This window comes from Martinezella miluonensis (assembly GCF_900094545.1).
GTDB lineage: Bacteria > Pseudomonadota > Alphaproteobacteria > Rhizobiales > Rhizobiaceae > Rhizobium > Rhizobium miluonense.
The window spans coordinates 1-19026 of sequence record NZ_FMAH01000028.1 but is presented as its reverse complement, the minus strand read 5'-3'; the positions used below and the strand labels follow the sequence as shown (position 1 = coordinate 19026).

At 59.7% G+C, this 19026-nt stretch carries 17 protein-coding genes; 1 reads left to right on the top strand and 16 read right to left on the bottom strand.

Translation table 11 applies throughout. The features are described 5' to 3' along the window. Positions 1-138: 138 nt before the first annotated feature. Positions 139-1089 (bottom strand): sensor domain-containing diguanylate cyclase, encoded by a 951-nt coding sequence (locus tag GA0061102_RS20780; RefSeq protein WP_425348551.1) that lies wholly within the window; start codon positions 1087-1089, stop codon positions 139-141. A gap of 274 nt (positions 1090-1363) precedes the next feature. On the opposite strand from GA0061102_RS20780, the gene GA0061102_RS20775 reads away from it, so the two are divergent. Beyond that, a complete protein-coding gene (locus GA0061102_RS20775; RefSeq protein ID WP_092852866.1) occupies positions 1364-1666 on the top strand; it encodes an alkylphosphonate utilization protein in 303 nt (100 codons plus the stop codon). Positions 1667-2022: 356 nt separating this feature from the next. Here the strand turns inward: GA0061102_RS20775 and GA0061102_RS20770 are convergent, their stop codons facing one another. From GA0061102_RS20770 to GA0061102_RS20700, 15 genes are all read right to left on the bottom strand, one after another. After that, on the bottom strand, positions 2023-2763 hold the full coding sequence (locus GA0061102_RS20770; protein WP_092852765.1) for a class I SAM-dependent methyltransferase: 741 nt from the start codon (positions 2761-2763) through the stop codon (positions 2023-2025). 393 nt (positions 2764-3156) lie between these two features. After that, the gene (locus GA0061102_RS20765; RefSeq protein ID WP_092852764.1) at positions 3157-3963 is read right to left on the bottom strand and encodes an IclR family transcriptional regulator; all 807 of its coding nucleotides are present in this window, start codon (positions 3961-3963) and stop codon (positions 3157-3159) included. A 14-nt stretch (positions 3964-3977) separates the two neighbouring features. Next, a complete protein-coding gene (locus tag GA0061102_RS20760; protein ID WP_092852762.1) occupies positions 3978-4367 on the bottom strand; it encodes a RidA family protein in 390 nt (129 codons plus the stop codon). Between the two features lie 16 nt (positions 4368-4383). Next, positions 4384-5154 carry an amino acid ABC transporter ATP-binding protein gene (locus GA0061102_RS20755; RefSeq protein WP_092852760.1) on the bottom strand — a complete coding sequence of 257 codons (771 nt, stop codon included), beginning with the start codon at positions 5152-5154 and terminating at the stop codon, positions 4384-4386. A gap of 12 nt (positions 5155-5166) precedes the next feature. Further along, on the bottom strand, positions 5167-5826 hold the full coding sequence (locus tag GA0061102_RS20750) for an amino acid ABC transporter permease (RefSeq protein ID WP_092852758.1): 660 nt from the start codon (positions 5824-5826) through the stop codon (positions 5167-5169). Between the two features lie 4 nt (positions 5827-5830). After that, entirely contained in the window at positions 5831-6493 is a 663-nt protein-coding gene (locus tag GA0061102_RS20745) for an amino acid ABC transporter permease (RefSeq protein ID WP_092852756.1), read from the bottom strand. Between the two features lie 55 nt (positions 6494-6548). Further along, positions 6549-7388, bottom strand: coding sequence for a transporter substrate-binding protein (locus GA0061102_RS20740; protein ID WP_092852864.1), 840 nt, complete (start codon positions 7386-7388; stop codon positions 6549-6551). A 684-nt stretch (positions 7389-8072) separates the two neighbouring features. Then, entirely contained in the window at positions 8073-10154 is a 2082-nt protein-coding gene (locus GA0061102_RS20735) for an FAD-dependent oxidoreductase (protein ID WP_092852754.1), read from the bottom strand. Positions 10155-10180: 26 nt separating this feature from the next. Then, positions 10181-11350, bottom strand: a complete 1170-nt coding sequence (locus GA0061102_RS20730) for a Gfo/Idh/MocA family protein (protein ID WP_092852752.1) — start codon at positions 11348-11350, stop codon at positions 10181-10183. A 51-nt stretch (positions 11351-11401) separates the two neighbouring features. Then, positions 11402-13057: a GMC family oxidoreductase gene (locus GA0061102_RS20725; RefSeq protein WP_092852750.1), complete on the bottom strand. Its 1656-nt coding sequence runs from the start codon at positions 13055-13057 to the stop codon at positions 11402-11404. A gap of 9 nt (positions 13058-13066) precedes the next feature. Then, the gene (locus GA0061102_RS20720; RefSeq protein WP_092852748.1) at positions 13067-14617 is read right to left on the bottom strand and encodes an FAD-dependent oxidoreductase; all 1551 of its coding nucleotides are present in this window, start codon (positions 14615-14617) and stop codon (positions 13067-13069) included. Positions 14618-14631: 14 nt separating this feature from the next. After that, entirely contained in the window at positions 14632-15747 is a 1116-nt protein-coding gene (locus tag GA0061102_RS20715; protein ID WP_092846286.1) for an ABC transporter ATP-binding protein, read from the bottom strand. 4 nt (positions 15748-15751) lie between these two features. Then, complete coding sequence (locus GA0061102_RS20710; RefSeq protein ID WP_092846284.1) at positions 15752-16723, bottom strand: carbohydrate ABC transporter permease; 972 nt, start codon at positions 16721-16723, stop codon at positions 15752-15754. Beyond that, positions 16720-17670, bottom strand: a complete 951-nt coding sequence (locus GA0061102_RS20705; protein ID WP_092846308.1) for a carbohydrate ABC transporter permease — start codon at positions 17668-17670, stop codon at positions 16720-16722. The genes GA0061102_RS20710 and GA0061102_RS20705 overlap by 4 nt, the downstream gene beginning before the upstream one ends. Positions 17671-17769: 99 nt before the next feature. After that, the coding region (locus GA0061102_RS20700) for an ABC transporter substrate-binding protein (protein ID WP_245298086.1) at positions 17770-19026 on the bottom strand (1257 nt) is incomplete at its 5' end.

Here is a 19026-nt window from a genome sequence, read left to right as displayed (position 1 = left end):
ATGTCCGAAACATGTTGATGAGGAAGCATTTTTCAAATCTACTCGCCATGGTTTCACATCCGGTATTCGCCGCTCTCCAGCGGCCGAATGCTCGACCAGAGCTCGCACCCCAGGGAAATGTCTTCGCCTCGGTCTGGACTAGGATAATCTTGCCGCGCCGAACGAATGTGCGGTCGGATCGAGGCAGACCTGATCGCGTCCCTTCAACTTCGCGGCATAGAGGGCGAGGTCGGCTCTTCGATAGAGATCATTGCAGTCGTCGCCACGCAGTACGGAGGCAATGCCGGCCGAAAATGTGTAAAAGAAGTCGGCCTGGTCGGGCAGGGGCCGCGATTGTCTTACGGCGAGCAGCATACGATAAACAATCGCCTCGGCCCGGTCCGGTGTGGTTTTCGGCAGAATGAGAACGAATTCTTCTCCTCCCACACGCCCGAAAATATCGGTCTTGCGGGCCATTTTCTGTAGGGTTGCTGCAAAATCTCTAAGGACGGCATCGCCGACGATATGGCCGAAGCGATCATTGATCGCCTTGAAATTATCGATGTCGAGTATCGCAAAACATCCGACCTGCTCTGCTGCATCGCCCTGACCGCCAACGAGTTCACCAAGCTTTGACATGACGAACCTCCGGCTCGGAACGCCTGTCAATTCGTCAGTCTGCGAGGCCTTTAGTGCAAAATCGCGATCTTGCCGCAGGGTGCGTTCATCGGACCGGATCGTGGTAATGTCGCTTGCGACGCAGAGCATCCAGCCACTGTGCTCGGTGGTCTCCGTCATCCAGAGCCAGCGGCCATCGTGAAGATCGGTCTCGAACGCGCGAAACCCACTTTTCCCTCGTCTTGCCTGCGTTGTCAGCAACCAGCTCTCGAAATCCGTGGTTTTAATGATTGTTCCGCGCATGGCATGATAGTTGCGGCGCATGAGCTCAGACCACAGCGGATGCTCGTTATCGTCGATGAACCATGCCATACGAAACGCACGGTTGGCAAAGCGCAGGCGATCATCCTGATCGTACACGGCGACGAGCGCCCCCGAACCTTCAATCAACTGCGCCAAGCGCAATATATATTCTGCATCACCCAAGGCCATCATGCCCTCAGACAGGTTTAAGTCGCCCCGGATTATGACCGACAGGGATAAAATTTATGTTAGGATGAGCAAGAAGCATTGTCACGCCGTTCGCGGTTTAACGGACCTCAGATAGAGGCCGAAAATTCAGCTTCGAATATCTCCACGCGTCACTTCAATCCAAAATGCCGACAAAATAATTGATTTGGGCGTGAAAATGTCGCTTTAGGTGTTTGGCAGAAACACTTCAAAATAAGAATTCTGCCTAAGAGATTTGAAACGAGAAATGACTGACATGAACGACCAAGACGACGAGTACATCTATGACGAGGCAACCGGCGAGTGGCGGCCCGCATCCGAAATCGCGGCAGAGAAAGCCAAGGCTGCGGAGGCCCGCGATGCATCTGGCAATGTCCTCGCAGACGGCGACTCTGTCGTTCTGATCAAGGACCTCAAGGTCAAGGGCGCCGGCCAGACGCTTAAGCAGGGAACCGTGATCCGATCGGTCCGGTTGACCGACAATCCGGAAGAGATCGATTGCCGTCACGACACGATCAAGGGTCTTGTTCTGCGCACGGAGTTCGTACGCAAGCGCTGATTTTCTCTGTGACCGTTCGGATGGTTTGGCCGGCATGTCTCAGAGGCTGCCATCGCTGCAAGTCGCGGGCAATTAGTCCAACAGGTCGCCAGTTGCCGCGTTCGCGTTTTACGCCGACGCGTCGGCTGGCGTTGCCCAAAGCCAGCGGGTCGCCGCCATCACCATAGGACAATCTCGCCAACTATCTGGAATGACAGCGGAAAGTCATGAGGGTTGGTGGGGTGACGGTGCTTGGGATAGTTCCATAATTGTTATTATCTGATGTTTATTTGTAGCTGGGTGGGTTCTATTGACCCTCGCCGGTCGTCCGCGCCCCAATAGACGGCAGGTTGGGCTCCAGCAGCGCGGCAGGCCCCTCATGCCTCCAGAGCCAAGACGACGATCCAGGCCTGCCATCTGGCACCTGGTATCTTCAGCAGCAAATTGTCGATCTGCGCGCCGGCGGCCCGGACCGCGGTGCCCAGCGGGCTCCCGCGAAACGGGATGGACAAGAGCGTCGTTAGCCCGAAAAATTCCAGATCGCACTTCGAGAAATATTTGCGCACGATCTCGAAGTCGGATTTCAAGAGCGGGTGCTCATCAACCGTGCGGGCCGCGGGCGTCCAGTTGCGATAGAGATTGATCACAGGGTTGTGGCCGAGCGGCTCGAAAAAGAAAGCCTTGCCGCCCGGTCGCAGCACGCGCCGGATCTCGCGAAGCGATTTCTCCAGCACGAGGTGGTGCAGGATGCCGCTGCCGAAGACGACGTCAAAGCCCGCCGACGGCAGCTTCATCTCCTCCGCATTGTCGACTTGGAACGTCACGTTGCTGATTCCGTGGCGAACGGCCGCATCCGCGGCCTGTTGAATAGCGACGTCCGAAATATCAATACCGGTGATCCGCTTGGCAGAGTGCGCAAGACCAATGCTGCTCATGCCGTTTGAGCACCCATATTCGAGCACTTCCTTTTCGGGACAGGCCGCCTTCACCAGCCGCCAATAGGCGTCTACAGCGGGCTTGACGGCGAAATAGAACGAGTCCTGCTTGCGTTCTTCTAAGGCACCAAAGCGTTCATTGTGAAAGTCGCGCTCGCGCGTAAGGCGCGCATCATGGGTCATCCCGGTTTCCTCCCAGCTTGCCCTAATGCGTCAAAAATGTTTCCAAGGTTGTTGATAGGCACCAGACCGGTTGCGGTCACCAGTGGCCCCTCGATTTTGGAGGATACCACAACTAGGGCCATATATCCCAGCCCATTGCGGTTTCACTGTTCGGCGGTGATCCCACTGGGACACCACGAGCGCCGTGGGGAAACAAGTTTCATAGAAGTCCGTCAGCCCGGTGACGTTGCGGCAATGGATGACGGACGCCAGGATACGGTCGAAGCTGATCATGGGTCAACTGATAGGCTATCGAGCCCCCTACCCGCGAGAGCTCGGCAAAGCGGACTTCCCAACTTTGCTACCGCAAGGCGCAACTTGCGAAGGATAAGAATGGGTTGGCGGTAATCAGGCTTAGATGTGGGAGGCGACTTTTCTGTCGAGCGGATGGTATCCAAGCTTCTCGGAAACCTCCTTTGCCGCGGAAAGAAGGCTCTCCAAATATGCTTTGCGGTTGCGAAGACCATCCTCCCGCGGTGCGACGAGGCAAAGCGTTGCGATGCACACGCCGTCGGCCTGGTAGATTGGCACGGCGAAACAGTGTGTAAAGTTCTCCACTTCACTATTGAAGGTGAAATATCCGTCGTGCGCGGCGTCACGAACCTGGCTGATGAAATTTGATGGATCGAGACGCCTGCCGTCCGGGAGCACGAAGTCGTCCGGTGGGATGAAATCGAGAATTTCCTGATCGGAAAGGTGCGAGACGAGGAGCCGTCCCGAAGCGGTCCACGGAATGGATACGAGTTCACCGACATTGGAAGAGATGCGAAAAGGTCGGATGCCCTCGCGCATCATTGCGACCGTATACTTGTTGCCTTCCAGAAGGCACATCTGGGCTGTCTCCCGAGTCTCCTCGGCCAGGTGGCCCAGCATGCGTTCGCATTCGCGCATCAAGTCGAACTGCTCGGCATAAGCTGTTCCGAGGAAATAGAGCCGACGGCCGAGAAAGACCCTGCCATCGCCCCCGTAGTAGTCGAGCATACCGTGGCTGAGAAGCAGATTGACCAGTTCGTAGACCGAGGATCGCGGCGCACCGATTTCCGCAGCGATCTCGTTCGGCCGCATGGGCTGACGTTTTACCCGAAGAAATTCAAGTATCTCAAAGGCACGATCCAATCCTCGGGTGCGCCGCGATACCGTGTCGACACCAGCCTCAGCCATGCTCTTCTCCAAAATTAGGCGCGATCCGCGCGGTAAGCCACGCAGTCGACTTCGACCTTGCAGTCGACCATCATGCGTGATTGGACACAAGCGCGTGCCGGAGGATTCGCGCCGAAATACTCGGCATACACGCCGTTGAAGCTCCAGAAGTCGCGCGGATCGTCAAGCCATACGCCGACGCGCACAACATCTTGAAGGCTGTAGCCCGCCTCCTTGAGAATGGCAATCAGGTTTTCGATAGCCTTGCGGCTCTGGCCAACGATCCCACCACCGACAATCTCGCCCTTTTCCATCGGTACCTGACCGGAAACATACAGCCAGCCGCCGGCTTCGGCAGCCCGTGCGAAAGGAAGTGGTTGTCCGCCGGCACCCTTTTCGCCGGTCCCATAACGCTTGATCGTCATCCTGTTGTCTTTCCTTCTAGTTGAAGCTGGATGTTTTGAGGAACTCCGCAAGCCGTTCCGTCTTCGGCTTCAGGAACATCTCCTTTGGATCGCCCTGCTCGCAAATGACGCCCTGGTTCATGAAGATGACTCGCGAAGACACTTCGTAGGCAAACCGCATTTCATGCGTGACCAGCAGCATGGTCATGCCGTCTGCCGCGAGACCCTTGATGACCTGCAGCACTTCGCCAACCAGTTCGGGATCAAGAGCTGAGGTCACTTCATCGAACAGCATGAGCCGCGGCGACATCGCGATCGCGCGGGCAATTGCCACACGTTGCTGCTGACCACCGGAAAGCTGGCCGGGATAATGATTGGTGCGCGCCGACAGACCGACGCGATCCAGCCATCGCTCGGCGATCCCACGCGCTTCGGCTTTCGGCATCCTCTTGACCTTGATCAGCCCAAGCATGACGTTCTGGGCTGCGGTCATGTGCGGAAAGAGATTGAACTGCTGAAAGGCCATCCCTGTCAGCGCGCGCTGACGGGCAATCTCCTTCTCGCTCTTTCGCCTGCGCGTCGATCCCTCGACGTGGTAGCCAATCTCTTCGCCATCGAGGCTGATCGTGCCCCCCTGGAATTCCTCCAGCATGTTCACGCAGCGAAGCATCGTCGTCTTGCCCGAACCGGATGAGCCAATGATGGAAATGACCTCGCCTTCCCCCACTGAGCAGTCCACGCCTTTGAGAACCTCGTGCTGCCCGTAGGTTTTACGCAGGCCCTTGATTTCAAGCATTGTCTTGGCCATCGCGCGGCCTCCTCAAGATGGTAGGGTGGTCTTGCGCTCGACGAATTTGCCGAAGCGCTCGATACCGAAGTTAACGATGAAATAGAGAGCGCCAGCCAGGAAATAGAACTGCAGGCTCATGAAGTTGCGGGAGATGATCTCCTGCGTTCGAAGCAACAGCTCGGCAACCCCGATAACCGACAGCAGCGTCGATGCCTTCACCATTTCCGCCGCCGTATTGACCCAAGCTGGCAGGCACTGGCGCAGCGCTTGGGGCCAGAGGACGGAGGTAAACGTCTGGGAGAATGTCAGCCCGATGGCTTTTGCTGCCTCTGTTTGCCCCTTCGGGATAGCCTGTAGAGCGCCGCGCACGATCTCGCCCACATGCGACGAGCAGAAGATTGCCAACGCCAGAACACCTGCCGAAAAGGGACCGAGTTCGATGCCGACCGCGCTCGAGACATAGTAGCTGGCAAGAACGAGGACCAAGACCGGCGTTCCACGGATGACGTCTGTGTAGGCTCGGACGATCAGACGCAGCACGCCGTTCCCGTAAACCAGAGCAAGTCCCACGAAAACGCCGAGGACGGAGCCGGCAAGAATGGCGAGGAGCGAGATCGATACCGTCATCGCAATCCCATTCAGGACGACATAGCGGGCGATCCAAAGTTGATCGAGAAAAGTGTGAGACATCGGCTTACCTCGGCAATGCCAGACGCCGCTCGACCAAGCGCATCACGGCGGCAATGAGGAAACAGGTCACGACATAGAGGGCGGATGTAACCATCCAGGTCTCGATGACGCGGAAGCTTTCGACGTTGATCTTGCGCGCCGCAAAGGTGAGTTCGGGCACGGCAATCGTCGCAGCGAGGGATGTATCCTTGAACAGGGAAATGATTGTCGACGATAGCGACGGGAGAACGTTGCGGATCATCAGGGGGGCGATGATCGACGTGCGTATCTGCATCGACGTCAAGCCGATCGCCAGTCCGGCTTCCGTCAGCCCCTTTGGTATCGAGAGAAGTCCGGCGCGGAAGACTTCGGCGAGGTAGGCTCCCGAATAGAGCGAGAGCACCAGGACAAAGCTCTTAATCTTGTCCAGCCGCAAGCCCATCTGCGGCAATGCGAAGAACGCGAACAAGACGAGCACGAGGATGGGAAGATTTCGAATTACGGTAACGTAGATTCGTGCCGGCGCGACCACCGCACGGTTCTTGGAGAGCAGCGCAAAAGCGACGAACAGACCGAGGATTGTCCCGATCAAGATCGAGATCACCGCGAGGCCGAGGCTCAACATCAAGCCGCTAAGAAGGAAATCGAAGTTGCGCCAGACGGCAGCAAAATTCAGCGTATAACCCATGGCAGGCCGCCCCTTTAAAGGAGGGAGCGGGAAAGACCCCGCTCCCTCGGGCCAGTTACTTATATTCGACCGGGAAGCCGATTTGCGGAGGCGTCAGATCCTTGCCAAACCAGGTCTTGAACGACTTGGCGTAGGCATCGAATTCAACGCCGGTCATGGCCTCGTGAAGAGCAGTGTTGACGAAATTCAACCAATCCTGGTCACCGCGCTTTACGCCGCAGGCGTAAGTCTGCGGGTTCCAGCCGTAACCGGCGTCCTTATATTTCCCGGGATTCTGGGTCATGTACCAAGCCAGCGACGACTGGTCGGTAGCAACCGCATCCGCGCGACCGGATTCCAGCGCCTGGTAGATGAGATCGACGGAGTCATACTGGTCGACGGTAGCGCCCGGGAGGGCCGCATGGACCATCGATTCAGCGTAGACGTTCTGCAGGACGGAGATCGTGACAGATGACCCGGCGGCCTTCAGCGCCGCGTAGTCGGCATATTTGCCGTCCGCCTTGAGCATGAGCCCAACGCCTTCTCGATAATATGGGATTGTAAAGGCAATCTGTTGCGCGCGCTCACCGGTGACGGTCATGAACTGGCAGGTGATATCGACCTTGTCCGTCGTAATATTCGGAATACGTGCGTCAGACGATTGGTTGACATACTCGATCTTGTCAGGATCGCCAAAAAGGGCCTTGGCGATGATGTGGCCCATATCGACATCGAAACCCTGAAGTTTGTCGTCGGCGCTCTTGAAGTGCCAAGGCGCATTTGTGCTGCCCGTCCCCATAACGAGGTGACCGCGAGCAAGCACCTCATCGAGCTTACTTCCTGCGGCGAAAACTGGGCTGGAAAGAACTGTAGCTGCGGCCAAAGCGATCAGGCCGACGCGAAAAGAAGACGTCATGGCGTTCCCCTTGTGAAACATTTGCTTTGTCCAATATTCCGGACATACGTCTGTTTTATTGGATTCATACAGGAAGCGGTAAGCGCGGTGGCTTGTCAAGGCGCGCCGCCAAAAAAAGCTGCAGCGATCCAAAGTGATCGCTTTTTCGGCATTGCAGCATTCTTGTGTTTCCGAGGCGGCCATGTCTCGTGGCGGTGTTTCCATGAGCGCAAGTGACATTCCTGTCGCGCTTGTCGAGCTTGACGTCGCTGAGAGAATTGCCAAGCGATTCCAACGTGATAGCGATTCTTTCGGCTTCCGAGCGCGCCCACCCGTCAGGGTTCGTGCTACCTGCGGTCGCGGCTGCGTAGTCGAGCGCGAATGCAACGGGGAATGCCGGTCAGCGGCTTCAAAACCGACGCCATGTTGGACGACAGCAGCGCCATCGCCGATTGTGTCGGCCGCTTGCGACATCGTTAGCGAGTTAAGGCTGAAGCGCTGTGCGCGCCAGCGGTGCGCGTAAAAGTGCCGGCTTTAGCCGACGATCTCGTCATGGTTGATGACTTGTGTCCCCGGTCTGACCTAAGACATGGCAAGCGGAGGAGCTGGCAGGTCACGCTTTGGCTCGTGTCGCGGCAAAACTCGCGGGCGACTTGTACAAATTCTCAACCGCAAGTTATCTTATCGATATGCACATCTAGCTCCTCAGCCCTCATCAAGCTGATAGATCCCGCCTGTCAGCCAAGCAGGCCAGTCGCGTTCGAAAAATGACTTGGCGCTCTCGTCGAATTTCCGGTTGGGCCTTGTCGATATCGCCATGGCGCCGTTATCCAACCTGACGACGATCTGCTCCTCACGATGCGCATCGCGCTCCTTGCGGAAACGGTAGTCTTCAAGCGGGCCTGAACTTGCGACCGGAAGGAGTTCGCCGCTGGGGTCGCAAATCGCTCGTGCGCCGCGGCTGCCGCCGCCGTTGCGAATGAAGTAGTCCAGCGCACCGAGGACGGCCTCGGACGCGAGCGCCATCTGTTGCCACTGCAACGCCCTGCCCGCCTCCGCCGCACGTTCGAAAGCGATACCCTTTTCCCGTATTTCTACGTTGAGCTTCTTCGCCTCGGCAAGCGCTTCGCCGACGCCGCCGGCGTTGCAGATCAGGCCTGCCTTGTCACTCATGCGCGACTGCACTTGCGACCGGATCGCCTTGACCGTCAGGGAGCTATCCGGTCTCAAGACAGCGAGGATCTCGAAGGCGTCTTTCTCTGCGATAGCCAGTATATCGGCAGTTGGAGCGGTACTCGCCCTTCCACTCGCGCCGATATGTTCCGCGACGCGCGTGCCGAAGACCTGGCCGGCATTGAGGGCCGCGCCGCCTGGACGGGTCACCCCGTGCGTGCCTGCCGCCTCGCCGATCGCATAGCAGCCTTTGAGGTTGCTGCGGCCCCATGTGTCGACCATGACGCCACCGTTCATGTGTTGGTTGTTGACCGCAAATTCGAGCGGCTCCGCAGCAATATCGACCTTGTAGCGACGGTAGAGCTCGATCGCGAGCGGGTTCATATGCCGCAATCGCTGGATCGGCATCTCCTGCCCTGCACCGGCATTGCCGAGGTAGCGCTTCACGTCATCGTCAAGCCGGTTAAGGTCGAACGGCAGGTCGCCCGGCACCGGCAGCGGATTGCGGTTGAAGTCCATGAAGACGCGGCGGCCGGCCGCGCTCTCCCGGAAGATGGCGAGATCGACCAGGCTCGAGCCGAAATCCAGCATCCGCGTCGAGTGGAAGGGCCACTGATAGCCTTTGCGGAAGACGTTCGAGGCCATCTCCTGCGTCGTCCGATAGTACTGCGCCAGGAAGTGATGCTCGGTGCCATCGGCATCGACCGAGTAGATATGCGGGATCGCCTGCACATAGGTCCCGGACAAGTTCCACGGAAACCCTTCCCTGCGTGTGCCGATGCCGAACTGGCTTTCCGTAAGGTTGACGAGCTCGACGCCAGCCTCCAAAGCCAGGCCAAGCGATCCGAAGCAACCATTCGGATAGACGCTGTCACGGTAGAGCTCGCCCGGTCCGCCGGCTGCAAGCACCAGCACTTCGCATGCGAAAAGTGCCAAGCCGAACTGGTTGGTATCGCTGCGATCGCTCGCGCGGATAACGAGCACACCGACGACGCGGCGATGCTCGCCCTCACCCTGCGTCAGGATCTTCACGGCAGTGGTGTGATTGAAGAAGGGGACGCCGAGGCGAATGGCCTCTTCCGCCAGGACCTTGACCATCAAACGGGACGTGCGCGGCCCGCAGCTCGTAGCGCGACCGACTTCATCATGGTCGGTCTGATATCGGAGCGTTCCGCCCAGAGGATCCTGCGGCAGCGGCAGGCCAAGGAATTGCAGGGACGCCATCATGCGGGCGGAACCGACCGCTTCAACATAGGCCGTATCCTCATCCATGGCCCCGCCGGCGCGGATCGCCCGTGCCATTGCCTTGAAGTTGTCACCCTGGTCGGCTGTGTTTGCCGTATGAAGCGTCTGCTTGTCCGAACCCGAACAGGCGGATGTCCCTCCCCACGCGCTCTGGCTCATGATGACCACGTCATCGCGGCGTCGCTTCATCTCGACGGCGGCCCGCAATCCTGCTGCGCCGGAACCGACGACGACACAGCCAGCCCGATAGACCGGCACGTCGAGGCCCGCGAGCCGAACCGTCTCCGAGGGAGCCGCTTCCGGAGAAAGTTTCGGCATGTCGACGTCCGTCAGTGCGTCAAGAATGTGTTGCGGAACATCGATGGTCATTGGCGTTTGTCCTTGGGAAGGGTCGATCAGGCGAGCGGGATATCAACCCAGCGTCTCAACCGCGAAGATTCCATGCAGGCGTCGACGATCTGGCAGATGTGATGGCCGTTTTCGAATGTCGGCCACATCGGGGTGTTCGTGGTGATCGATTTCACAACTTCCGCAGCCTCGATAATTTTGCTCTCATTGTAGCCAAGCGCGAAATTTGGAAGCGGAAGGAAGGCCCGAAATGTTGGGTTTTCAGGGCCGACATCGATCTCGCGAAAGCCGGCGCGCCCGGCGCGGTCGTCATTCGTATAGAAACGAAGCCGGTTCACCTCGTCATAGGTATAGGCGATGCTGCCCTTGGTTCCGTAAACCTCATAGGTCTGCAAGAATTTGCGACCGGTAGCGACACGGCTGAAATCGACGATACCAGCAGCACCGTTTTCGAAGCGGCAAAGAAGATTTGTGGCGTCGGGGTTGGTAATTTCCGCCCATGTCTCGTCTCCCTTCAGCTTGACCTGCTCGCCATAGGCAAGCCCTTCCACGATCGGCCGTTTTGTCGTGACGATCAGGTTGTCGGCGATCAATGAGCTGACGCGGCCGACCAGGAACTCCATGAAGCTGAAGAGGTGCGAGCCCGTGTCGCCGACGATACCCGTCGGAGCAAGCTTGCCGTCGGCCCGCCACATGAAGGGAGCCATGGGATCGCCGTACATGTCGACATGCTGGCAGCCACGGAACATCTTGATTTCACCGATCTCCCCCGCCTCGATGATCTCCTTTGCGAGGTCGTGAACCGGATTGCGCGGGAATGCGTGCCCGACCCTGGTGATGACGCCCTTCTCCCGGGCGATATCAGCAAGTTCGCGCGCTTCAACCGCGGTATTTGCAAGCGGTTTTTCACAATAGACGTGCTTGCCGGCGATCAGCGCGGCCTTTGCCACCTCGTAGTGCAGGCTGTCGGGCAGGCAGATGTCGATCAGATCGATGTCGGGGTCGTTGACCGCTTGCTCCCAGTTCTGGAGAATCTTTGCGCCCGGAGCCCTGCGGGCAAGATCCGCGGCCGCCTTCGGATTTGCCTCGACGATCGCGACAACACGCGCGGTGCCGCCGGACACTCCAAGAAAGTGCGGAAAGGTCTGGTAGGCCATGGTGTGAACCTTGCCCATCCAGCCGGAGCCGCCCAGCACTGCTACCCTCACTTCGGCCATTTCCATAACTCCCATGCAAGCCGATCCTTGTGTGACCGGTAAATAATATTATCAGCGGATCTCTGCCCGCGCTCGCGGGCGGGCGTCGTTTCGCTCATGTGTGAAGACAGCAGCCGGCAATGCCGGCAGGCCACGGATCAGATCCGCACCCTTCTCGCCGACCATGATTGTCGGCGCGTTCGTATTGCATGACGGAACCCGGGGCATCACCGAGGAATCGCAGACGCGCAGACCCTCCAAACCGTGAACCTTCAGATCGAGGCCGACGACGGCCTCGGGACCGGTACCCATCTTGCAAGTGCCGACGGGATGATGGTCCGTCTTCGCGTTCGCACACCCATATTCGAAAAGCTGCTCATCGGTCATGACCTTCGGACCCGGCAAGCGCTCGGCAAGCACGAACGGCTTCAAAGCTGCCTGCTGCATGATCTCGCGCGCGACCTTCAGCCCTTCCAGCGACATCTCCCTATCGTGGGGGTCGGACCAGTAATTGGGATCGATCAGCGGAGCAGTGGCGGGATCCGCCGAAGACAGGCGCACGGTTCCACGAGACCGCGGATGCAAGTAGGCCGAATTCAATGTCACTCCGGCGTTCTTCAGCCGTTCGACACCCGCCTCGATGCCTGATCCGAGGCCCAGATGGAATTGGATGTCCGGAGACCGCGCGTTTGGATCGGCATACCAGAAGCCCCCCGTCTCGAAGAGCGATGATGCGACCGGGCCGGTCTTGAACAGGATGTATTGAATACCGGCCCAGAGCGTCCGATGGAGTTTCGCAACGCCGTCATAGGTATGATCACCAGTGCATTCAGCGATGACGAAGAGGTCGAGGTGATCCTGCATGTTTCCCCCAACGCCGGGGAGATCATGCTGCACGTTTACACCCACCGAACGAAGATGGTCGCCAGACCCGATCCCGGATTGCAGCAGCAGCTTTGGCGAGCCGATCGCACCAGAAGTCACCAGGACTTCGCGTTCTGCCCGAGCGATCTCGACGCCGTTCTTGCCAACGATCTCGACGCCGACGGCGCGCTTGCCTTCAAGAACGATGCGCGAGACGCGAGCGCCGGTGCGCACCGTCAGGTTTTTTCGGTCCTTGATGGGCGAGAGATATGCCAGCGAGGCCGACGAGCGGCGACGGTCGCGCTGGGTCAGTTGGTAGAAGCCGACGCCCGCCTGTTGACGGCCGTTGAAGTCATGGTTGTACGGAATGCCGAGCTCTTGTCCGGCGCGGATATAGGCGTCGCAGATTGGCAGCGGCGCGGCCGGCATTGAGACGCCAAGCGGACCGCCATAAGAATGATAGTCGTCCGCGAAGCGCTGATTGTCCTCAGCCCGCTTGAAATAGGGCAGAATGGAGCGATAGTCCCAGCCCTCGCATCCGTCCTCGCTTGCCCACATATCGTAGTCGGCAGAGTTTCCACGCGTGTAGAGTTGGGCGTTGATCGAAGAGCCGCCGCCGATGACCTTGGCCTGCGTGTAACGCAGCACCCTTCCCTTCATGTGCTTCTGCGGCACAGTCTGCCAACCCCAACTCGCGACGCCCTTGGTCATCTTTGCGAAGCCGGCGGGCATGTGGAACAAAGGGTTCCAGTCTCCGCCGCCCGCCTCGAGCAAAAGCACCTTCACGTTCGGATCTTCGCTGAGGCGGTTGGCAAGTACGCATCCCGCTGGTCCGGCGCCCGTTATGATGTAATCGAAAACCATGTCGTTATCCTATTGAATTCCATGCGTTGACGGATCGGCCGCGGTATTGAGGCCCGTCTGCATTAAGTCCTTCGACGCGATGTGGTCCGCGACCCGCAATGCCTGGCTGGCAATCGTCAGGGCTGGATTGACCGCTGCCGATGTCGGCAGGAAGCTTGCGTCCACGACGAACAGATTTTCATGATCATATGTGCGGCAGAAGCCATCGAGCGGCGCGGCTGCGGGGTCGTTGCCAATGCGGACGGTTCCGCACTGATGCGAAGGAGTGCGCTTGTCGAATGCTCTCGCGAGCACAATCGGAAAGCCGATGGATTTCAGAATGTCCTTCAGCTTTGCGACCAGCGCCTGATGTGCCGCCCAGTTCGTGCGCTGCCATTGCAGGATCACGCGATCGCCATCGACCGTCACGCGGCTCTCGGGGTTGGGAATGTCCTCGCTCATCGCGTAAAAATCGATGGCGTGCGCCGTGACGAGATTGAGAAGCCATTCCGGAACGCGGGGCAAGGAACCCTTGAGGATCTTGCCGGAGACGCGGCCGAGAAGCTGGACGTTTCCAAGCGGCGGGCCGCCCTGTCCGTCCGAGAGATAGAAATCGTTGAACGCGAACGTCTTCTGGTAGGCGGAGTCGTTGCGGAATGTCGGCGAGATGCCGATGACGGCCGACGCATTGTGGTTCATGAAGTTGCGGCCGACCTGATCGGACGAGTTCGCAAGACCCTTCTTGTAGCGATCGTTCGCCGACCGCAGCAGAAGAGCCGACGACTGGACTGCGCCGGCCGAAAGTATGACGATCCCGGGCGCGACGGAGAGGGTCTGCCCATCTTTCAGGTAAACGACCTTCTCTATCCGGCCGCTTTGACCGGTTTCCAGCCTGACCACCCGCGCGTTCGTCTCGAGCCTTACGTTTCTGTGCCGCAGAGCAACAGCTAAGGCCGCTGTCTCGGCATCCATCTTTCCGTCCTGGGAATTTGGATGCGCATCCCAAGGCGTCCGGGCTTTTGCCAGCCATTTGTCGAGGTCGATGCCCAGCGGCAAGGAAGACGGATGCAGTCCCCTCCTCTTCAACCGGGCTCGCACCTCGGCAATAGCCGGCTCATCCGGCACGGGCGGATATTCGTACGGGAGCGAATGGTGCGGCTCCGTCGGATCCTCTCCCAGCGTGCCGCGCACGTTGTATAGGCGCTCAGCGCGGCCGTACCACGGCTCGAGAACTTCGTAGGGAAATGGCCAGGCTGGAGAAATACCCTCCTGGTGATGGATGGTTTCGAAATCCTCGCGGCGATAGCGTGAGAGCACCGCACCATAGAATTTCGAATTTCCGCCGACATTGTAGTAGTTGCCGGGATTGAAGCCCTTGCCGTTGGCCTCGTACCAAATCTCCTTCGGGCGAAAATGGCCGCGTTGAAAGATGGCGCGCTGGTCTCTGTTCACGGGATCATCGGCGATGTGATCGCCGGCTTCGAAGATCAGGATCCGGGCGCCCGTCGCAGCCAGGCCGGCTGCGACCGTCGCTCCGCCCACTCCTGAACCAACGATGACAATGTCGGGTGCGTCGTTCATCTCAACTCCGGAACTCAAGCGATCCTTGCTTGTGTTTGTGGATCGAAGAAGACGGCCTTGTCGAGGTTGAAGGCGAGGCGGGCGTGCTGTCCGGCGCTGATGCGGGCATCGGCGCGCAGGCGGGCGACGACCTCCTTGCCGCCGAGCTTGGTGACGGCGAAGGTGTCGGAGCCGGCCGGTTCGACGACCTCGATCAGGCAGTCGTTCTCGGCCAGGGTGCGGGCGTTGCGGTCGGCGCCTTCGGGATCGGTGAGCGCCTCGGGGCGGATGCCGAAGACGATCTGGCGGCCGGCATGGGCTTCGAGCGCCTGCTTGTCCGTGGCGACGGGAAGCTTGATCGCCTCGCCGCCGGCCCGGTCGAGAGAGACGAGAAGGCCGTTGCTGCCCCTCTCGATGGTTCCCGACAGCAGGTTCATGGCCGGCGAGCCCATGAAGTCGGCGACGAACATGTTGGCGGGATTGTTGTAGATCTCGGCCGGCGTGCCGAACTGCTGCACGACGCCGTCCTTCATGACGGCAATCTTCGTCGCCAGCGTCATGGCCTCGATCTGGTCGTGGGTGACGTAGACGATGGTCTTGCCGGTCGACTGGTGCAGGCGCTTGATCTCGATGCGCATGTCGACCCTGAGCTTGGCGTCGAGATTGGACAGCGGCTCGTCGAACAGGAACAGCTTGGGATCGCGCACCAGGGCCCGGCCCATGGCGACGCGCTGGCGCTGGCCGCCGGAGAGCTGGCTCGGCTTGCGGTCGAGCAGATGGCCGATCTGCAGCACCTTGGCGACCTTCTCGATCGCCGCCTTGCGCTCCTCGGCCGGAACGCCGCGCATTTCCATGCCGAAGGCGATGTTGCCGGCAACCGTCATGTTCGGATAGAGCGCATAGCTCTGGAACACCATGGCGATATCGCGTTTCGACGGGTGCAGGTCGGCGATGGAGTGATCATCGACCCGGATGTCGCCCTCGGTGATGGATTCCAGCCCGGCGATGGTGTTGAGCAGCGTCGACTTGCCGCAGCCGGATGGGCCGACGAGCACGAGGAAGCCGCCCTGTTCGAGGTCGAGGTCGATGCCCTTGAGGATTTCCAGCGAGCCGTAACGCTTTCTCAGACCGGATATTTGAAGGAAGGCCATGGGATTATCCTTTGACTGCGCCAGCCATCAGACCGCGGACGAAATAGCGGCCGGCGACGATGTAGACGAGGAGGGTCGGCAGCGCGGCGATCATGGCGGCGGCCATGTTGACATTGTATTCGACCACGCCGGTCGAGGTGTTGACGACGTTGTTGAGCGCCACCGTCATCGGCATGGAATCGCCGGTGCCGGCATAGGCGGAGGCAAACAGGAAGTCGTTCCAGATGTTGGTGAACTGGTAGATCACCGTGACGACGATGATCGGCAGCGAGTTCGGCAGCATGATGCGGCGGAAGATCTGGAAGAAGCTGGCGCCATCGATCTGCGCGGCCTTGACCAGCTCGTTCGGAAACGCCTCGTAGAAATTGCGGAAGAACAGGGTGGTGAAGCCGAGACCGTAGATGACGTGGACGATGACCAGGTTGACGGTCGAGTTGCCGAAGCCGAGCGAGACGCCGATCGTGTCCTGCAGCAGCGTGCCGAAGCGGCCGAGGCTGCCAAGGATGGTGGCCATCGGCAGCAGCACCGACTGGAACGGAATGAAGCAGGCAAACAGCATCATGCCGAAGACGAGCGTATGGCCGGGGAAGCGCCACTTGGTCAGCACATAGCCGTTGAGGGCGCCGAGGATGGTCGAGATGACGACCGCCGGCACGACCATCTTGATCGAGTTCCAGAAGTATCCCTTGATGCCGTTGCAGGTGAGCCCGACGCAGGTTTCGCCCCAGGCCTTGGCCCAGGGTTCGAGCGTCGGCGCCTGCGGCAGCGCCAGCATGTTGCCGTTCTGGATCTCGTCCATCGTCTTCAGCGAGGTGACGATCATGACGAACAGTGGCATCAGGTAGATGACCGCAAAGATCGCCAGCAGGCCGTAGATGACGGCCCGGTTGATAAGGCGGCCTCTGTTGCTGCTTGTATGGCTGCTTGTCTTGCTGCCTGGGGTGCGTGTCGGTGTCGAGTAGGCCGCGGTGCTCATCGAGCCTTCTCCTTCAGTTCGGAATAGAGGTAGGGGACGATGATGGCGGAGATGGTCATCAGCATGATGATGGCGCTGGCCGAACCGACGGCCATCTCGTTGCGCTTGAAGGTGTATTCGTACATGAAATTCGACGGCAGCCATGCCGAGCCGCCGGGCCCGCCGGAGGTCAGCGCCACGACGAGGTCGTAGGATTTGATGGCCATATGGGCAAGCACGATGAAGGCCGACAGGAAGATCGGCCGCAGAAGCGGGATGATGATCCGCCGATAGAGCTGGACGGCCGAGGCGCCGTCGATCTGGGCGGCCTTCATGATCTCGCTGTCTATGCCGCGCAGTCCGGCCAGGAACATCGCCATGACGAAGCCGGAGGCCTGCCAGACGCCGGCGATGACGACGGTGTAGATGACGAAATCCTTGTTCTTGATCCAGTCGAAGTGGAAGCTGGTCCAGCCAAGCTGATGCAATGTCTGCTCCAGACCGAGACCCGGATCGAGGAACCACTTCCAGGCAACGCCGGTGACGATGAAGGACAGCGCCATCGGATAGAGGAAGATTGGCCGCAGCACGCCCTCGCCGCGGATCTTCTGGTCGAGCAGGATCGCCAGCAGCAGGCCGAGCGCCAGGCAGATGCCGACATAGAGAACGCCGAAGATGCCCATATTGGTGATCGAGGTGTACCACGACGACGGCGGATCGCTCTCGAACGTCCAGTTCCAAAGCCGCTGATAGGCACGGGCGCCGGTCAGCCCATAGGAGGGAAAGGTTTTGGAATTGGTAAAGGACAGATAGCCGGTCCAGATGATGAAGCCGTAGACGAAGATGATCGTCAGCAGGAAGCTGGGGGCAAGGACGATCTGCGGCAGCGCGTTTTGCAGGCGCGTGCGCATCGCGGTGCGCCGGGCGGGACGCGTGAGAATGGGATCCGTGGTGACGACGGTGCTCATGATGGTCATCCCTTCAAGGGCCTTCAAGGGGCATGGTGCTGGTCATGATCCTCCCCGCTTATCGGCGGGGAGGAGGAACGGCCGAGGACAGGCCCGCGCTTAGCGCGCGTCGTCGATCGCCTGGACGAGCTGCTTGACGGCTTCGTCGGAGGTCTTGATCTGGCCGTGGACGAACTTGGACACGACGTCCTTATAGGCATTGGCGATCGCCGGCGCGGCGCCATAGCCCTGGGCGAGCGAGCCGACGAGCTTGCCGTCGGCATTGGCGGCCTTGAGGTCGGCCATGCCCTTCTTGCCGCAGGCGTCGAAGGCGGTATCCGGCACGTCGGTGCGGGCCGGGACCGAGCCCTTGACGACGTTGAAGGCCGACTGGAAGCTCTTCGACAGCGTCGCTGCCGCCAGCGCACCCTGGGCCGCCTTGCGGTCCGCCGGAACGTTGAACATGCCGAACATGTCGGAGTTGTAGATCACGCTGCCTTCGGTGCCGGGGAAGCGGTAGCACAGATAGTCCTTGTCCGGGGTCTTCTTGGCGGCGACGAACTCGCCCTTGGCCCAGTCACCCATGACCTGGACGAGCGCATCGCCCTTGATGACCATCGCCGTTGCCAGGTTCCAGTCGCGGCCGGAGAAGTTCGGGTCGACATACTTGACGATCTTGGCCAGGTTGTCGAAGGACTTCTTCATGGTGTCGGACTTCAAAGAGGCTTCGTCGAGATCGTTGAAGGCCTTCTTGTAGAACTCCGGGCCGCCGGTCGACATGACGATGGAATCGAACATCGTCGCTTCCTGCCAGTTCTGGCCGCCAAGCGCCAGCGGCACGACGCCGGCCGCCTTGGCCTTGTCGAGCAGCGCGATCAGATCGTCAAAGGTCTTCGGCTGCTTGCCGCCGATCTTGTCCATGACCGCCTTGTTGATCCACAGCCAGTTGACCGAGTGGACGTTGACCGGAACGGCGACCCACTTGCCGTTATAGACCGAGAACTTCTGCAGCGCCTGCGGCACCGCCTTGTCCCAGCCTTCCTTCTTCGCCGTCTCCGTCAGGTCGCCCATGACGCCGGCCTGGGCGTAGTCGAGCACGGTATAGCCGAGCATCTGCGACGCGGTCGGATAGTTGCCGGCCGCCACCATCGCCTTCAGCGCCGTCATCGCCGCATCGCCGCCGCCGCCGGCCACCGGAACGTCCTTCCAGGCATAGCCCTCCTTCGACAGATCCTGCTTCAGGACATTCAGCGCCGCTGCCTCGCCGCCCGATGTCCACCAGTGCAGCATCTGCACTTCCTTCACATCCGCAGCCCGAGCCGATACGCCCAAACCACCAACCGCCAGCGCCAATACCGCCGTCGTCGTCAGAAACTT

Coding starts and splice junctions, on each gene's coding strand:
- GA0061102_RS20780 (WP_425348551.1), bottom strand. CDS start 1,089: ATGGCCTTGGGTGATGCAGAATATATATTGCGCTTGGCGCAGTTGATT.
- GA0061102_RS20775 (WP_092852866.1), top strand. CDS start 1,364: ATGAACGACCAAGACGACGAGTACATCTATGACGAGGCAACCGGCGAG.
- GA0061102_RS20770 (WP_092852765.1), bottom strand. CDS start 2,763: ATGACCCATGATGCGCGCCTTACGCGCGAGCGCGACTTTCACAATGAA.
- GA0061102_RS20765 (WP_092852764.1), bottom strand. CDS start 3,963: ATGGCTGAGGCTGGTGTCGACACGGTATCGCGGCGCACCCGAGGATTG.
- GA0061102_RS20760 (WP_092852762.1), bottom strand. CDS start 4,367: ATGACGATCAAGCGTTATGGGACCGGCGAAAAGGGTGCCGGCGGACAA.
- GA0061102_RS20755 (WP_092852760.1), bottom strand. CDS start 5,154: ATGGCCAAGACAATGCTTGAAATCAAGGGCCTGCGTAAAACCTACGGG.
- GA0061102_RS20750 (WP_092852758.1), bottom strand. CDS start 5,826: ATGTCTCACACTTTTCTCGATCAACTTTGGATCGCCCGCTATGTCGTC.
- GA0061102_RS20745 (WP_092852756.1), bottom strand. CDS start 6,493: ATGGGTTATACGCTGAATTTTGCTGCCGTCTGGCGCAACTTCGATTTC.
- GA0061102_RS20740 (WP_092852864.1), bottom strand. CDS start 7,388: ATGACGTCTTCTTTTCGCGTCGGCCTGATCGCTTTGGCCGCAGCTACA.
- GA0061102_RS20735 (WP_092852754.1), bottom strand. CDS start 10,154: ATGACCATCGATGTTCCGCAACACATTCTTGACGCACTGACGGACGTC.
- GA0061102_RS20730 (WP_092852752.1), bottom strand. CDS start 11,350: ATGGCCGAAGTGAGGGTAGCAGTGCTGGGCGGCTCCGGCTGGATGGGC.
- GA0061102_RS20725 (WP_092852750.1), bottom strand. CDS start 13,057: ATGGTTTTCGATTACATCATAACGGGCGCCGGACCAGCGGGATGCGTA.
- GA0061102_RS20720 (WP_092852748.1), bottom strand. CDS start 14,617: ATGAACGACGCACCCGACATTGTCATCGTTGGTTCAGGAGTGGGCGGA.
- GA0061102_RS20715 (WP_092846286.1), bottom strand. CDS start 15,747: ATGGCCTTCCTTCAAATATCCGGTCTGAGAAAGCGTTACGGCTCGCTG.
- GA0061102_RS20710 (WP_092846284.1), bottom strand. CDS start 16,723: ATGAGCACCGCGGCCTACTCGACACCGACACGCACCCCAGGCAGCAAG.
- GA0061102_RS20705 (WP_092846308.1), bottom strand. CDS start 17,670: ATGAGCACCGTCGTCACCACGGATCCCATTCTCACGCGTCCCGCCCGG.